The organism is Candidatus Clostridium helianthi (assembly GCF_045310795.1).
In the GTDB taxonomy this organism is placed as follows: domain Bacteria; phylum Bacillota; class Clostridia; order Clostridiales; family Clostridiaceae; genus Clostridium; species Clostridium helianthi.
In genome coordinates, this window is the sequence record NZ_JBJIAB010000008.1 from 126,951 (window position 1) to 143,892 (window position 16,942).

Consider the following 16,942-nt stretch of genomic DNA (forward strand, 5'->3'; position numbering starts at 1 on the left):
ATCGCCACTTCTATTTTTTTATATTCACAATTAAGCCTTTAAGATCAGTAATGATATATTTAAGCTATTAAATTCATATGGATATTATTGTTACTAATTTTTTGAACAAGAGTCAATGAAGTAATCTAATAAATCATCTATATTAATAACTCCTACAATTTTTTCGTCTTCAATAACAGGCATTGTTATAATATCATTTTCTCTTAGACGCTTAGCTACAGTGAGTAGATCTTCATCAGATTGCGCAGAGATAACTGATTTTGACATAACCCACTCAACTGGACAGCTAACATAATGTCCTGGATGTATCATGAATCTATATATATCAGCTTTTACTACCATTCCTACTACAATTTCTTTATCATCTACTACTGGCATTCCATTAATATTAAGTTTGTCCATAAAATCTAAAGCTTTATCTATAGTATCGTTTACATTAATTGTATGGAAATTTGGTTTAATGATAGAACTTATTTTCATAACATCACCTCTTTTAAAAAAGTTTAATATCGTTAAGCTGTAAAATAACAGGCTAATAATATTTATATTACTATTTTACTATAAAACAACAAAATTTAAAATAAATCTTTAGATGATAAAAAAATTAAAAAAAAGACTAAATAAACTTTGACTTTCTTTGACCTATGTATTATTATATAGATAAAGAGGAATTATTTAGGTATAGTGATAAACTAGTTTTAATAATAATTTCGAAATTTAACATAGAGATTTAGGAGGAATAAGTATGAATATTGATAAAATGACGTTGAGAGTTCAACAAGCATTGAATGATGCCAATGTTACAGCTGTTAAATTTAATCATCAGCAAATAGATTTAATTCATCTTTTTTCAGCTCTTGTAGAGCAGGAGGACGGGTTAGTCCCTAATATTCTTACTAAAATGGGTATATCAGTAAAGAATTTAAAAGCGTCAGTAAATAAGGAATTAGATGCAATGCCAAAAGTTTTAGGAGAAGGAGTTGGCAATGTATATATAACTAGAAAAGTAGAGGAAGTGTTAATTAAAGCTGAAGAATTTTCGAAACAGTTTGAAGATTCATATGTTAGTGTTGAACATTTAATGCTTGCTATTATAGAAATAGATAACAATCAAGTTTCTAAAATATTAAAGCAATATAATATAACCAAGGACAATTTCTTAAAAGTTCTTTCTGAAGTTAGAGGAAGCCAAAGAGTTGAAACGCAAGATCCAGAAGGGACATATGACGCATTAGCAAAGTATGGAACTAATTTAGTTGACCTTGCTAAAAAGCATAAGTTAGATCCTGTTATAGGAAGAGATGAAGAAATAAGAAGGACAATAAGGATTTTATCAAGGAGAACCAAGAATAATCCAGTATTAATAGGTGAACCTGGTGTTGGTAAAACAGCAATTATTGAAGGATTAGCTGAAAGAATAGTTAGAGGAGATGTTCCAGAAGGCCTTAAGGATAAAATTATATTTGCTTTGGATATGGGATCTTTGATTGCCGGAGCTAAGTATAGAGGTGAATTTGAAGAAAGATTAAAAGCGGTATTAAAAGAAGTTCAAAGCAGTGAGGGTAGAATATTACTATTCATAGATGAAATTCATACAATAGTTGGAGCTGGTAAGACTGATGGAGCAATGGATGCTGGTAATTTGATTAAACCATTATTAGCAAGGGGAGAGTTACATTGTATAGGTGCTACAACTTTTGATGAATATAGAAAATATATTGAGAAAGATAAAGCCTTAGAAAGAAGATTCCAACCAGTAATTATAGATGAACCTACAGTAGAGGATACAATTGCAATACTAAGAGGATTAAAAGAAAGGTTTGAAATTCATCACGGGATTAGAATTCATGATTCAGCAATAGTAGCTGCTGCAAAGCTTTCTGACAGATATATTCAAGATAGATATATGCCTGATAAGGCAATTGATTTAATTGATGAAGCTGGAGCTATGATAAGATCTGAAATAGATTCCCTCCCAACAGAACTTGATGTTATAAGAAGAAAAATATTTAAGTTAGAAATAGAAAAAGAAGCCTTGTCAAAAGAGAAAGATGAGGGTTCAAAAAATAGGCTAGATGACTTAGAGAAAGAGCTTGCAGGATTAAAAGAAAAGAATGATGAAATGACTGCAAAATATACCAAAGAAAAAGAGCAAATCACGGCTATTAAAACCTTAAAAAGTGAGTTAGATGATGCTAGAGGAGAAATAGAAGTAGCGCAAAGAAACTTTGATTATAATAAAGTTGCTGAGATTCAATATAGTAGGATTCCTGCTATAGAAGAAAAAATTAAGCAAAAAGAAATTGAACTAAGAGAAAATTATGAAGGTGCTTTATTAAAAGAGGAAGTAACTGAGCAGGAAGTATCCGCTGTACTTTCTAAATGGACTGGAATTCCTGTAACTAACTTACTTGAAGGAGAAAGGGAAAAACTTTTAAGACTAGAAGATGATATGAGTAATAGAGTTATAGGCCAGGGTGAGGCAATAGAAGCTGTAACTAATGCAATACTCAGGGCAAGAGCTGGGCTTAAAGATATCAATAGACCAATAGGATCATTTATATTCTTAGGGCCAACAGGAGTTGGTAAAACGGAGCTTGCAAAAACACTAGCTAGAAATTTATTTGATTCAGAAGAAAATATTATTAGAATTGATATGTCAGAATATATGGAGAAGCATTCAGTGTCTAGATTAGTTGGAGCGCCTCCAGGATATGTAGGTTATGATGAAGGTGGTCAGCTAACAGAAGCTGTAAGAAGAAAACCATATAGCGTAATTTTATTTGATGAAATTGAAAAAGCGCATGAAGATGTGTTTAATATATTCCTTCAAATATTAGATGATGGTAGATTAACTGATAATAAGGGTAAAACTGTAGATTTTAAAAATACTATAATAATTATGACTTCAAATATCGGAAGTGAATATTTATTAGAAAATACTAATGAAGATCACGTTGATGAAGAAATAAAATCAAAAGTAATGAGTGTTTTAAAATCAAGATTTAAACCAGAATTTTTAAATAGAGTAGATGATACTATAATGTTTAAACCTTTGACAGAGTCTGGCATTAAGAAAATTATAGATATATTCTTAAGAGAAGTAAGTTTAAGGTTAAAAGATAAAAATATCGAAATAGAAGTTACAGATAAAGCAAAAACAATAATGGCAAGAGAAGGTTATGATGTGGTTTATGGAGCAAGGCCGTTAAAAAGATATATACAGAACACTTTAGAGAATAGACTCGCTAGGATGATAATTAAGGGCGAACTAGGCTATGGATCTAAGGTTATGATTGATAATAAAGATGAAGAAATAATAATAAAACCACTTTAGTAAAAATAAGTTTTGTAAAATTCCTGTAGATAAATGTGATCTATAGGAATTTTTATTCTCTAGAAAATTATAATCAAAGAATGTGAGTAACTTTTTGAGTAGTTAATAGGAATCGTTATATTTGTATTATATACCATATTTTAATTCTTCATAATAGTTTTATATGTAACCAATAATTAGAACAAGAAAAGAGGCAGCTTTTAGCAAGTGCCTCTTTATAATTTATATTCTTTAAAAAATATTTTATTTTACTTGTTTAGAGTTTAGTTAAATTTTTTTCTTAATTCTAAATATAGCTACAATTACAGGGACTGATATTACAGCACTCACTATAGCTTCAGGAACTCCATTTGTTAAACCAATGGTTGCAATTGCAATTCCAGCAGTTTGTGGATTTATCTTTAAAATAGCAGAGTATCTTTCTAAGTAAAATACGTAAGTTAAACCCAAAACACCTATAGTGTTAATTAATGTAGCACAGATTGATGCTATTGCAATACTAATGCTTTGATTTTTAAATCTCTTTCTAAGAAGTATATACACATAGTATGCTACAATTCCAATTAGGACTCTAGGAACTAATGCAATTATAGGATTCCAAAATATAAATGATGTTGGACCAGGAGCGGTAAAATTTTGATACATTGAGAATAAACCAAAAACTAATCCAACTAGGGATCCAACTATAGGTCCTTCAACTATCGCACCTATAATAACTGGGATATGCATTATAGTAGCTTTTACAGGTGGAATTGGTATGAACCCAAGCCCGGTTAATCCTAAGAAAATTGAAATTGCAGAAAGCATTCCGATCATTGCAATCTGTCTAACTGAAAATTTAGATTTAGTATAGCCTCTTTCCATAAGGTACCTCCGTTCTTATTCCTTGATATATGGATATAATTCGGAAAAATATATAATATATACGAATTTCCGTTCAGCTTCTAATTGAATACCGACACATATTATTTTACCACGTTAGAAAAAATGTTCAATTATATTTTAAAAATATAAATTTAAATATAGTAATAATAATTACTGATTCTATATTTAATTCTATGAACTTAGAAAAAAGTTGATTTTTATACAAAATATGAATAAATTTACAAATCTAATTTATGGATTTAATCCATAAAAATTTGAATTATAAGAAATAAAATGATAATATATAACCATAACAGAAATTGAATAGTATAAAAGGCTAGGGGTGCCAATTTAATTGGCTGAGAGAAGCTTATTTGCTTTAACTCTTTTGACCTGATGTGGCTAATACCACCGTAGGGAAGCAATAAATATTTTAGAAGATTTATAAGACTTACCTTAGTGTAAGTCTTTTTATTATCTAGTAATTTATTATGGAAGCCAAATAAGTAGAGGTTCTGCCCATTGGTCGTACAAATTATGAAAAAAGACTGATAAGAAAATAATGAGTAAATAATGAACATATATATTAAGTTTTAAAATTTATTTAGATTGGGGATATTAGTTTGAAAGTTTTAGTAAATGAAAGAGAAATAGATATTGAGGGAGAAATTACTGCATTTGAAGTTAGAAGCAGGATAAAAAGTGATGCGGATATAGTTATTTTAAATGGTTTTCCAATTAAACAAGATTATTCTCTAAATGAAGGCGATAAAGTTACTTTAATTAAGAGAGGCGAGGTGCCTAAAAAAGAAGAGTTAGAGGCACTAATGGTAAGTAGACATACTCCAAAGGTTCATGAGAAAGTTAAGAAGGCGAAGATAGCTATTGCTGGACTTGGTGGACTTGGTTCAACAGTAGCATTAGCGTTGGGAAGAGTTGGGGTTGGACATATAAAAATAATAGATTTTGATGTGGTTGAACCTAGTAATTTAAACAGACAACAATACTTTATAAGACATATTGGAATGAAAAAATGCCATGCATTAAAAGAAATATTGTTAGAAATCAATCCGTTCATAAATATCGAAGTTGTTGATACGTATGTAGATAAGGATAACATTAAAGATTTATTTGAGGATATGGATATTGTAATTGAAGCATTTGATGGCGCAGAAAATAAAGCGATGATAGTTAGAGAAGTTTTACTTCAGACAGAAAAACCAAAGGTTATTTCAGCCTCAGGTATGGCAGGGTATTATTCTAATAATCTAATAATTAGCAAAAAAATAAATACAAGGCTATATATGTGTGGAGACTTTAAAAATGAGGCAAAAGTAAATGAGGGGTTAATGGCACCTAGGGTTGGTATCGCAGCTTGTCATGAAGCAAATATGGCGCTTAGATTAATATTAGGAGAAGAGGTATAAACTAAAGATGTCTGTAATTGGAATAACAAATAGAAAACTTTGTAGGGACTTTTTTGATCAAATAAAAAAAATATCAGAATCTAATCTAGATTTCTTAATTATACGAGAAAAAGATTTAAGCAGTGAAGAGCTAATGATATTAGTTTTGAAAGTAAAAGAGGAACTGAAAAATACAAATATCAGAATAATACTAAATTCCAATATAGATATTGCTAAAAAGTCCAATGTTGATGGAATTCAGTTATCATTTAATGATTTTATAAATATTAGTAACAGGTTATGCACAGGAAGAGCAATAAATTCTAAAGAAATGGTGGATAATTTTTATTTTAGTGGGAATAAATATAAAATATATAAGATGATCGGCGTTTCAATACATAGTTGCGAAGAAGGTATACAAGCGGCTAAATTAGGAGCAGACTATGTTATTTATGGCCATGTGTTTGAAACTGATTGTAAAAAAGGTCTTCCTCCTAGAGGAATTAAGGAAATAGAGGCTCTTTCCAAGAAGATTGACATTCCAGTCATTGGGATAGGCGGAATAAATCAAGATAATTATAAGAAAGTATTGGATGCTGGAGCAAGTGGAATTGCTATAATGTCTAGTTTAATGAAAGACAAAAACCCTGAAGAACTAGTGAAATCTCTTTCTAAAGAAACATTACTTTGATATATGAAAATCAAAGTACAAATACGAATAATTAAAATCAGCTAATATTAAAACCTAAAAACACTTGTAAATCTTAAGTGTTCATTATAAACTCTTTAAAGAAAGATATATTCAAGAATAATTAGTATCTATGATCTGGATACTATTAAGATAATAAGGAGAAATGAAATAATGAGTACAATTGCAGGAAAAGGCTGTCCAAGAATTATACCAGATGGAGAAAAAAAGCCACTAGAAGAGATTGAAAAAGCTATAATTAAAAGCTATAGAAAGCATATTTGGTCAAAATTTGTTAAGGCAATTAAAGAATATAATTTAATTCAAGAAGGAGATAAAATTGCTGTTGGAATTTCTGGAGGAAAAGATAGTATACTTATGGCGAAATTATTTCAGGAGTTGCAAAGACATGGTCAAGTTAAATTTGAATTAGTATTTTTAGCTATGGATCCAGGGTATCATCCAGATATAAAAAATTTACTAATAGAAAATTGTGAGCATCTAAATATTCCAATTCATATGTATGAATCAGGCATTTTTGATGTTGTTGATAAAATGGCTAAGGATTACCCATGTTATTTATGCGCAAGAATGAGAAGAGGCTCTCTTTATGCAAAAGCAAAAGAATTTGGATGTAATAAACTTGCATTAGGACATCATTATAATGATGTAATTGAAACAACTATGCTAAACATTTTATATGGTGGTAATTTTAAGACAATGTTGCCTAAATTAAAAGCTAAAAATTTTGAAGGTTTAGAATTAATTAGGCCTATGTATTTTATAGAGGAAGAGTATATAAAAAGATTTATAAATTATAGTGGTATATGGCCATTGAATTGCGCTTGTATGGTTGCAGCTGAAAGAATAGGTAATAAGAGATATGAAATAAAAGATCTTATTAAAGAATTAAAGAAGAATTTTAGCGGAGTTGAAAAGTCTATCTTTAAAGCAGCTGAAAATGTTAGTATGGATTCAATATTAGGTTGGCAAAAGGGCGAAGAAAAGCATTCTTTTCTAGATTATTACGATGAAGAGTAGACTTAAGTAACTAAAAGTATTTATTAATTTGGAAATGTATGCTATGCTATAATTAACCATATACCAATAGATGAAAAGGAAGAGTAGAGATGGAAAATAATCCTATGGGGATCAGTGATCCAAACATATTGTTAAGTGTAATAAACATGAAATTAAGAGATCAATATGGTTCATTAGATATTCTTTGTGATGATTTAGAATTATCTAAAGACGATATTATAAATATATTAATAAGTATCGGATATAAATACGAGGAAGAAGAAAATCAATTTAAGAATTAGAGTCTTAATAAATAATTATTCATAAAGTTAGGAAGGTGATGTTATATGAATTTAAAAAAGACAGGCAAATTAATTACTGTTATAGCAGCAACAGCAGCTTTAATAGCATCATTAGCAAATGATAAGAAATCTAAAGATTCTAACAAACAGGAATAGTACAAATTATAGAATTATGTGAAGGATTGTATATATATGATTAGGGAGGAACTTCAATTAAATCATGAGGAAATATTTGATTCTATACCAATTTTGGGCGTTAATATAATTTGGAATCAATCAGAGCTTAAATTAATAATTGATGATACAATGAAAAGTTTTTTTGAAGAGTATGATACTAAGAATGAAACTTTAGATCAATTTATAAATTTTGTTGATGAAGAAGATAAACAAAATGTTTTAAGCTTTTTCTCTCAAGATTTAAAGAGACACTATATAAATAGAGAACAAATGCAGCTACAATACAAGATGGAAAGTCCTAGGGGTAACATTGTTGAGTTTATTCTTGTCGGGAAGTCAATTAAAAGTAATGAACAGTATTACTTTACTGGAACTAGTTATTGCTTTAAGGACTTAGAGAATGAATATGGTGACATAGATTCTTTGACGAAAAATTGGAAAGAATCTATGGTAAATAAAACAATAGATTCAATAATTCATAGTGATAGAATTACAGGGCTACCTAATAAATATTTTTTCAAGAACACGGTAGCCAAAATGTTACAAAATGTTGTTAATAGTAATACTAGAGCCGCGATGCTGATAATAGATTTAGATAATTTTAAATATGTAAACGACTCCTACGGGCATGATTTTGGAGACTTAGTGTTAAAAGAAGTGGGCTATAATATAGCCGAATCTGTTACAGAAGATATATTAGTATCAAGATATAGCGGCAATACTTTTCTGTTATTTAAGCCAAATATAATTGATATACAAGAAATTATAACTTTGGGTAATGCTATAGCAAAGTCTTTTGAAAAACCTAATATAGTGAATGGAAGAAAAATATACTTAACAGCAAGTATTGGTGTTTCTCTATCTCCAGATCACGGAATAGATTATAATACATTACTCAAAAATGCAGATGCAGCAATGTATGAAGCAAAGAAAAATGGTAAAAATGAGTGTGATTTTTTTGATGATAGCCTTTCTGATGAGCTAAATAGAGTTTATAGTTTGCAGAAAGGGTTAAGAACTGCACTGAATAATAATGAATTATATGTTATGTTTCAACCTAAAGTATCACTCGATGATTCTTTGGTAAACGGATTTGAAGCTTTAGCAAGATGGGAAAGTCGTGAATTTGGAATGGTAAGTCCGGCGGAATTTATTCCGATCGCAGAAAGTTCAAAAATGATAATTCCAATTGGAAGTTTTGTTTTGGAAGAAGTATTCAAAAAGACGAAATGTCTTTTAAACGAGGGAAATGATAATTTTAAGATAGCAGTTAATTTGTCTGAAATGCAGCTCAGAGAGGATGTCGTTTTATCAGATTTTAAAAAACTAATAAAGAAATATAAAATTCATCCAAAGTATATAGAAGTAGAAATAACAGAAAGTATGCTAATGAAATCATTTGATAGAAACGTTAAGATCCTTCAGGAGATAAAAAAATTAGGAGTAAGCATTGCTTTAGATGACTTTGGGACGGGATACTCTTCACTTAACTATTTGACAAAATTACCTATAGATGTGCTAAAGATAGATAGGAGTTTTGTAATTGATTTGATGAACAATCCTAAGAGTAAATGTATTGTAGAGAATATAATAAACTTATCACATCAATTGGGGATAGAAGTAGTGGCAGAAGGTGTTGAAGAAAAATCGCAAGTTGAATATTTAAGAACAATATTATGTGATGTTGTTCAAGGATACTATTTCAGTAAACCAAGAATGTTTGACGCAATTAAGAATATAATCGGTAAGGAAATTTTATAAAAAGTGTTGACAAACACTATTTGAGGATATAATATAAGATTATAAAATAAATCCTACGAAGAGGGATAGTAATCATATAACAATGTTAAAGAGAGCTGAAGGTGGTGAGATTTCAGTACGGTAGTTAATGATGAATGGGCCTTTGAGGAGCGAGATGAAATCTTTTGAGAGTAGTTTAGCCGTAAGTCGCACGTTATAGCGAATAAGATATGTTTGTATCTGAAATGAGAGGCATTTTATGCAATCTAGGTGGCAACGCGGATAATATCCGTCCTATTAATTATAGGACGGTTTTTTTATATTCTTTTTTAGTAGTTGTTAACCAAAAGACTCTATATTTGGAAGCATAACAAAGAAATATATTTAAATATTGGGGCGTGATAAGTATGTTGTGAAAGAAAGTGGTTTCAACTTAAAAATAAAATAAGCAAAGATTAACAAGGGGGATTTTTATTATGAATACAAAGAAAATGGCAACAAATGCAATTTTAATAGCAATAGGAGCAATATTACACCAGGTTACACCACCATTCGGTATGCAGGCAGATTTCTCATTAGCAATGTTATTTATAATAATAGTGTTTAATAAAGATTATAAAACAACATTACTATGTGGGATTATTATGGGAGTGTTTGCGGCACTAACAACTAAAACACCAGGAGGACAATTACCAAATATTATAGATAAATTTATAACTTGTAATGTCATGTATTTGATATTAATGCCTTTAAGAAATAAAGTTAATAAGTTAGTGCAAGTATCAATATTATTACCTTTAGGAACTTTAGTGAGCGGAACAGTATTTTTAACTTTACTAGCAAATATAGTAGGATTACCTGGAGGATTATCGTTTAATGTACTTTTCATATCAGTAGTCGTGCCAACAATAATAGTGAATACAATATCAGGAATTATAATGTTTAAAATTGTTGAAAAGATTACATCGGTAAATGGAAGCTATGCGGTAGAATAGATATTTTGTATAATTTAAAGAGGCTATTTCAAAAGGATTAATTTTGAGATAGCTTCTTTATTTTACCCATTATTATTTTTTCATGAAATGATATTCTTCATCAGTATTTTCATCGATTGCTTTAAATTCATAGCCATTATCTTTATAATATTTAATTACACTAGGTAAAGCCGTTACTGAATTTTTACTCATATATGCACAATGCATTAATAGTACTACACGCTCTTTGTCACTTTTGGAATTTTTAATAAATGTACTTGGACTAGCATTAGGGTGAGCACCATCACCACTATCTGTATTCCAATCGTAAATTTTTAGGTTATTTTGATGAAGTAAATCCACCATAGACTGCGAAATTTTATAACAGTTATTATTACAACCAAAAGGGAATCTTAGTATAGTTGGCTTAATACCAACTATGGAATTAATTATTTGCTGGGTATCCAACATCTCTTTTAGAAATTCTTCATTAGAGTGATAAAGGATATTTCGATTATGACTCATACTATGAAGACCAAGGGCATGCCCTTCATTATACATTCTTTTAACTAAATCTTCTTGTCCTTTGATTTGACTTCCTATTAAGAAAAAGGTTGCAGGAACAGATTCTTGTTTTAATATGTCCAAAACATTAGTGGTCACCTTTCCAGCTGGGCCATCATCGAAAGTTAGATATATTATTTTTTTTTCATCAGCAAGAACCGTATGCATAAGAAGATTTTGATAATTAATTATAGTTATTATAATCAAAACAAAAGGAATGTATTTCTTTAGCGATTTTAGATTCATATTATCACCTTCCTAAATGTTTTTACAAAAAGTATTATGTCCTAAAATTAAATTTATATTATAAGCCTTTATATACTTTTGGTTACAATGATAATTAAGAAGATATAATTATAAAAATATGAATTTATGTAAAAAAGTAGATAATTAATTGAATTAGATATAATAGTGTTCAGGATTATGCTAAAATATGGTATAATTTTAGATAGATTGGTAAACTTCAAGTTAGTGAAGAAAAGGGATGAATTAGAATTGAGAAATGTAAATAATAAATATCTAATAGAGCATGAGATAGTTATTGAAGAGAATTTTTCAAATTATATTGTTACAGATACAGAGAGAGACGCAAGATATGTTCTATGTATTTTGAAAAATGGTTTTACATATGAGAAAACAAGAGAATATTTATTGAGTAAATTTAAGACTATTAAAAATCTTAATTTTGAGAACGTTACTAACATTATAAATATTGAAATAATTTATAGTATTAATGGGATAAAACTTGATACTCCTCAATATGGGTATTTAATGGAGTATGTAGAGGCTAAACTGGATACACAAGATTATTTTAATAAATGTGACTTTCATAAGAAATTAGATACATTTATGGAGATTTGTGCTGCTATCAATACGCTAAACATGCAGGGATATATATTTGATGATATTAGTATGAAGGATGTAATATTAATTCCCGACTCTAACAATAATGTGAAAGTCAAAATGAAAGATTTGTTAGCAAATGAATTAAGAAAGTTCAATTTAATAAATTCATTACCTTACCAATATAACATCGAAACAAGAGAAGATATAAATTCAAATAAAGATAATATTGTACAAGTTGCAGAACTGTGCAGACAAATATTCACAGAATCAGAACTTGAAACAGGATTTAAAGGATTAGAAGATATAAAAAATATATATAATCGAGTGAATACTATAAATAAATCGTTTAAACTTAAATATTTTATACAAAATATAAACAAAAAAATGAAGAAGAACTATAGAGTGTTTATTAGTGAGGCTTTAAATAAGATTAAAACGGATTTAGATATAATAGGAATGACAGAAGAAATAAAAATAGTGGAAAAAAATTTTCAGAGGATATTGGAAAACAAGCAGAGAAATAAGTTTATAAATTTCAATGGTGAAGATGGAAGCGGAAAAACCAGACTTTTAGAAGAAATTAAATATAGATTTGAAAACAAATACTTCAAAGACATTATATATATTGATGATTTTAATAATAAAAATGCAAGCAACGAAGAGCAATATAATACAATACTAAATTACATTTTAAATAAAGTAGATAAGAATTTGAGAGATAAGTATGAAATTTATATAAAAAAATTTATTTCTATATTATTTGAAAAAAATTCTATAAATAGTGAAAATAATAAACAAAAGCTTCAATTGATTAATAGAATGGGGAAGTTCATAAGTGAATATACAATGACTAAGCCATTTATAATGATAATAGATGATTTAGATAAAAAAAATGAAGTTTTCAAACTGTTTATTAAATATATAATCTTTTTAAGAAATAACTTAGAAAATGTTATGATAATATTTTCTATGAATGAAAGCAGTGTTGATGAAAATTTCATAAAGTTCATAAATGAACTAAAACAAGTAGAGACGTACGAAGAATATAAAATAAATTATTTTAATCAATATAATACTACTAAGATGATTAGAAGTATGCTTAATACAGGTACTGATGTTAATAAGTTAGCGGTAAAGATATATTCAGAAACGCTAGGGAATCCGCAGTATATAAGTGGAGTTATAAATGAATTATACGGTAATGGAACCTTATATTTTGATAGCAATAATGGAGAATGGAAGACTAATATTAAGGTTCAAGATATACTTATACCCAAATCTCTAGAAAGAAGATTAGAGGCAAGTATTTTTTCATTAAATGAAGAAGAAATTAATATTTTAAAGGAGTTAGCTATATTTAAAACTCCTTTATCAGAAAAAATAATTTTAGAATATGTAATAATGGATTCTGATAATATAGAAATTTATGAGAATTTAAAATTAAAAGGCATTTTGACTGATAAAATAAGTGATCAAGGTATACTTATAGGTTTTAGAAATAATTTATTAAGAAATATATTGTATTTAAAGCTAAGTGAAGAAGAAAGAATTAAACTACACTCTAAGGCATCTATTTTTATGGAAAAAATTTTACTTGATACAGATTATTATATAGAAGAATTATTATTGCATTTAGAAAAAAGTAATAGTTACGAAAAAGCATATTTTTATACATTAAAATACGCAGAAGCTCAGGATCTGTTAGGTGATATATCGAAGGCAATATCATATTATAAGAAGGTATTAACATATCCTAGTGATTCAAGTGGAAGTGAAGTGGCAATTAAGATTGCAAAGCTTTATGAAAAAAAATCTAACCATGAAAAAAGTTTTGAACATTTTGAAAAGGCAAATCAAATAGCAATACAGAATGACGAAATTGAAATTGAAATATATACGCTGCTTGAAATGATAATAATAAAAATTAATAGTATTACAGATATAGATACAGGGATAGATTATTCTTTAAATTGTGTACGAAGATTGCTAGATAAAGAACACTATCCTAAGGGAGAGGTTTATTATTACTATGCACTTTCATTAAAATATAGATTAGAATATAACAATAAATTAACGATGCTTAATGCACAAAAAGCAATAATTATATGTGAAGAAAATAAGATAAAAGAGGATGTATATGGTTGGGCAGTGAGTATCCTTATTAATATATATATAAAGAAGGGGAATTATAAAGAGGCCAAAAATTTATGTTTATATGCAAACAGTATATTTATTAATAACAATAATATTAATGGTCAATTATATATTAAACTATTAGATGCATCTGTCTGTAAGGAAGAAGGAAGAGATAACAAGGAGATTTTAGAGCAATATTTAGAAATAGCTAGAGAAGGAAATAAACAGAAAGTATACAAGAGGGAAATATTGAGTCTAATTTGCATAGCAGATATTTATAGTCAGGAAAAAAGATATTTAGAAGCAGAGAAATATCTATTAAGAGCACTAGAAAGAGAAAGAGAAGAGGGGATAGACTCTTATTCATTTAATATTTGCAATGAACTTTGTTTGTTATATATAAAATCAGGAAGGATAAGTCTGGTAGTAAAGTATCATAATTTAATAATGCAAATGCAAAAAGGATTAAAGCTATTGGAAGATAGAATTATAAATACAAACTATACATATGCTTTATATAATCTGATGATTTGTAATTATGATTTGGCATATGACCACTTGAAAAAAATATATGCTCTAATATTTAATAGCAATAGTTCTAAGTATAAAATAGTTGTTTGCAATTACTTTGAGCTTATTTTATATAAATGTAAAAATGAGGGTGATATAAGAAATGTATACAATAAGTTAGAGAAAAAAATTAAGCTATTACAGGATGTAGATACATGTCTTGAAATAAGGATAAGTGCTATTAGAAGAATTTTAACACTTGGATATAAGGGATTGGCTAAAGAATTATTCTTTGATCTCAATGGATATCCTAAAAATTATAATGTTGAAGGAATTTATGTATATCTAGAACTCAATTTTAGAAATAGAAATCAATATAATTTTCTGATAAATAAGGCACTAAGAGTATGCTCTTTTGTGGATAATCAGGAAATTAAAGCTGATATATATTCTGCGATTGGTGAGAAGTATAATGAACTTGAATGTAATGTATTGGCATTGAATTATTATTATGAATCTATAGCTTTATATATAGATACAATAAATTTATTACCACAAAATGATAAGTTATCATATGCAAATAATAGTAGGTTTTTGGAAACCCGTAAGTTATTTGTAAAATGCTTAAATGAAGATTTGGGTATAAATATGAGTTTTAAATCAACACAATTTATAAAAACAATTGAGGATTTAGAGCAAATATTAAAAGAATTAGATTTAATGAATATACTAGATAATGAAGATACATTTAAATTGGTCCAATATTTATATGAAAAATGCTATTACAATGATTTTAGAGATATATTTAAAGTCTTTGAGAAGTTTTCTAATAATACTATTGATGATATAAAAAATGTGATGAAGTATATGGCTAGATTAATTTTAGCAGATAAGGCTATGATTGTTACAGAGAACGAGCAGGGAGAAAATGATGTTATATGCACGTATAGAATTAGCGACAAAAATGAAATAAATAGATACCTCTCACTAAAAGTTGATTCAGATGAAGATACATTCGCAATTTGCAGTAATGACCCTAGATTCTATCAGTTAGATGATAAGGTACTGAAAGATGGAATAAGATCTTGTATGTATATGAAAATAATAAATAGAGAAAAACACATAAATAGTAGTGCAGGAATTAATGCAAGATTAATATTTATTACTAACAACGCATTAAATTATATAAATAATGAATCAAAGAAAACAATAGAGAAATTTAAACCTTTCTTAACCTTTTTATTAGAAAAGTATAATCTTACAATAAGCTCTACACTAGACAAGCTGACAGGTGTTTATAATAGAAAATATTTTGAAGAAGCGTTACTTTTTTTATTAGATTCTGCGAAGGCAAGAGAAAGTGAATTTGCTGTAATGATGTTTGATATCGACGATTTTAAAGGCGTAAATGACAAGTATGGACATCAAACTGGAGATGAAGTCTTAGTTAAGGTTGCAGATGAAGTTAAAAAGTGTATGAGCAAAGGTGATATTATTGGAAGATATGGAGGAGAGGAATTTATAATTCTCTTGCCTAATGTTAATTGTGAAGCAGCTATAAATTTAGGGGAGAGAATAAGAAAAAATATAGAGGAAGCAAGGATTCTAGGAGATAAAAGAAAAGTGACTGTAAGTATAGGAATAGCAATGAGTTCTTATGAATCTCTTAACAATGAAGAAATTATAAGGAGAGCTGACCAGGCTCTATATAAGGCTAAACGTGATGGAAAGAATAGATGCATCGTTTGGGAAAATGAGTGCGGAGCAAGTGGAAATACAAATGACGAATTAACTGGAGTATTATCAGGAAATGCGGCTAAAGATTATAATTTTATGTTAATGCTTAAAGAAATAGCTGGTATTGCCAAACGTAGATGTAGTAAGGAAGAAAAGATTTATAATCTTATTTTAAAGATTATGCAGACGATTGAGTGCGATGTAGCTACAATTTTTATTGTAAAAGAGAAGAAAATAGTTAATACGTATAGTAAGAGAAGAAATAAGGATAATTGGAATTTAGATGATAGGTTTAATTTTAAATTAGTAAATCAAGTCATTGAAGAAGAAAAAGGTTTATATTTAGTAGATTGGGAGAGCATGGACAGTCACAATAGTTATGGGCTTCCTGACTGGAAATCAGTCTGTATATCTCCAATAATTTGTAACGGAGAGCTATTAGCAGTTATATACCTTTCAATTTCAGTAAATGAGAAAGAATTTATTTGTAATGACTATAATGTGCTGAATTTTTTAATAGAAATAGGTAGTTCCATTTTTCTTGGTTAAACTAACAATACATTTTAGAATGTTTTCAATTCATAATCACATAAAAGTTTATTTATCATATTATATAAAGAGAACCAATTTTTAAGAGGAGC

Annotated in this window: 11 protein-coding genes, 1 riboswitch and 1 other annotated feature; of the genes, 8 read left to right on the plus strand and 3 right to left on the minus strand. The window is 28.2% G+C overall.

Going from position 1 to position 16,942, the window contains the following annotated elements; genetic code table 11:
* Positions 1–93 precede the first annotated feature (93 nt).
* On the minus strand, positions 94–480 hold the full coding sequence (locus ACJDTP_RS08955; protein ID WP_023973637.1) for a CBS domain-containing protein: 387 nt from the start codon (positions 478–480) through the stop codon (positions 94–96).
* 265 nt (positions 481–745) lie between these two features.
* On the opposite strand from ACJDTP_RS08955, the gene clpB reads away from it, so the two are divergent.
* Positions 746–3,337: an ATP-dependent chaperone ClpB gene (gene clpB / locus ACJDTP_RS08960; protein WP_236895601.1), complete on the plus strand. Its 2,592-nt coding sequence runs from the start codon at positions 746–748 to the stop codon at positions 3,335–3,337.
* Positions 3,338–3,604: 267 nt separating this feature from the next.
* Here the strand turns inward: clpB and ACJDTP_RS08965 are convergent, their stop codons facing one another.
* A complete protein-coding gene (locus ACJDTP_RS08965; protein ID WP_011967994.1) occupies positions 3,605–4,201 on the minus strand; it encodes an ECF transporter S component in 597 nt (198 codons plus the stop codon).
* Between the two features lie 329 nt (positions 4,202–4,530).
* Positions 4,531–4,638, plus strand: a riboswitch (TPP riboswitch).
* A 186-nt stretch (positions 4,639–4,824) separates the two neighbouring features.
* Between ACJDTP_RS08965 and thiF the strand changes: the two genes are divergently transcribed.
* From thiF to ACJDTP_RS08995, 6 genes are all read left to right on the plus strand, one after another.
* Positions 4,825–5,628: a sulfur carrier protein ThiS adenylyltransferase ThiF gene (gene thiF, locus ACJDTP_RS08970; protein ID WP_023973635.1), complete on the plus strand. Its 804-nt coding sequence runs from the start codon at positions 4,825–4,827 to the stop codon at positions 5,626–5,628.
* 7 nt (positions 5,629–5,635) lie between these two features.
* Positions 5,636–6,298 carry a thiamine phosphate synthase gene (locus ACJDTP_RS08975; protein WP_023973634.1) on the plus strand — a complete coding sequence of 221 codons (663 nt, stop codon included), beginning with the start codon at positions 5,636–5,638 and terminating at the stop codon, positions 6,296–6,298.
* 171 nt (positions 6,299–6,469) lie between these two features.
* Positions 6,470–7,336 carry a tRNA 2-thiocytidine(32) synthetase TtcA gene (locus tag ACJDTP_RS08980; protein WP_011967997.1) on the plus strand — a complete coding sequence of 289 codons (867 nt, stop codon included), beginning with the start codon at positions 6,470–6,472 and terminating at the stop codon, positions 7,334–7,336.
* An 89-nt stretch (positions 7,337–7,425) separates the two neighbouring features.
* Positions 7,426–7,617, plus strand: coding sequence for a DUF4250 domain-containing protein (locus ACJDTP_RS08985; RefSeq protein WP_011967998.1), 192 nt, complete (start codon positions 7,426–7,428; stop codon positions 7,615–7,617).
* A gap of 192 nt (positions 7,618–7,809) precedes the next feature.
* Entirely contained in the window at positions 7,810–9,555 is a 1,746-nt protein-coding gene (locus ACJDTP_RS08990; protein ID WP_406760957.1) for a putative bifunctional diguanylate cyclase/phosphodiesterase, read from the plus strand.
* Between the two features lie 46 nt (positions 9,556–9,601).
* Positions 9,602–9,834: a binding site (T-box leader), on the plus strand.
* Positions 9,835–10,010: 176 nt separating this feature from the next.
* Positions 10,011–10,529, plus strand: a complete 519-nt coding sequence (locus ACJDTP_RS08995) for a tryptophan transporter (protein ID WP_011968000.1) — start codon at positions 10,011–10,013, stop codon at positions 10,527–10,529.
* A gap of 72 nt (positions 10,530–10,601) precedes the next feature.
* Here the strand turns inward: ACJDTP_RS08995 and ACJDTP_RS09000 are convergent, their stop codons facing one another.
* Positions 10,602–11,318, minus strand: a complete 717-nt coding sequence (locus ACJDTP_RS09000) for a polysaccharide deacetylase family protein (RefSeq protein WP_017212459.1) — start codon at positions 11,316–11,318, stop codon at positions 10,602–10,604.
* 177 nt (positions 11,319–11,495) lie between these two features.
* Here ACJDTP_RS09000 and ACJDTP_RS09005 point away from each other — a divergent pair, with 177 nt between their 5' ends.
* Entirely contained in the window at positions 11,496–16,850 is a 5,355-nt protein-coding gene (locus tag ACJDTP_RS09005; RefSeq protein ID WP_406760958.1) for a diguanylate cyclase, read from the plus strand.
* Positions 16,851–16,942 lie beyond the last annotated feature (92 nt).

What these genes read in the sequence shown, in the direction of transcription:
- ACJDTP_RS08955 (WP_023973637.1), bottom strand. Translation starts at nt 480, where the DNA reads ATGAAAATAAGTTCTATCATTAAACCAAATTTCCATACAATTAATGTA.
- clpB (WP_236895601.1), top strand. Translation starts at nt 746, where the DNA reads ATGAATATTGATAAAATGACGTTGAGAGTTCAACAAGCATTGAATGAT.
- ACJDTP_RS08965 (WP_011967994.1), bottom strand. Translation starts at nt 4,201, where the DNA reads ATGGAAAGAGGCTATACTAAATCTAAATTTTCAGTTAGACAGATTGCA.
- ACJDTP_RS08975 (WP_023973634.1), top strand. Translation starts at nt 5,636, where the DNA reads ATGTCTGTAATTGGAATAACAAATAGAAAACTTTGTAGGGACTTTTTT.
- ACJDTP_RS08980 (WP_011967997.1), top strand. Translation starts at nt 6,470, where the DNA reads ATGAGTACAATTGCAGGAAAAGGCTGTCCAAGAATTATACCAGATGGA.
- ACJDTP_RS08985 (WP_011967998.1), top strand. Translation starts at nt 7,426, where the DNA reads ATGGAAAATAATCCTATGGGGATCAGTGATCCAAACATATTGTTAAGT.
- ACJDTP_RS08990 (WP_406760957.1), top strand. Translation starts at nt 7,810, where the DNA reads ATGATTAGGGAGGAACTTCAATTAAATCATGAGGAAATATTTGATTCT.
- ACJDTP_RS08995 (WP_011968000.1), top strand. Translation starts at nt 10,011, where the DNA reads ATGAATACAAAGAAAATGGCAACAAATGCAATTTTAATAGCAATAGGA.
- ACJDTP_RS09000 (WP_017212459.1), bottom strand. Translation starts at nt 11,318, where the DNA reads ATGAATCTAAAATCGCTAAAGAAATACATTCCTTTTGTTTTGATTATA.
- ACJDTP_RS09005 (WP_406760958.1), top strand. Translation starts at nt 11,496, where the DNA reads ATGCTAAAATATGGTATAATTTTAGATAGATTGGTAAACTTCAAGTTA.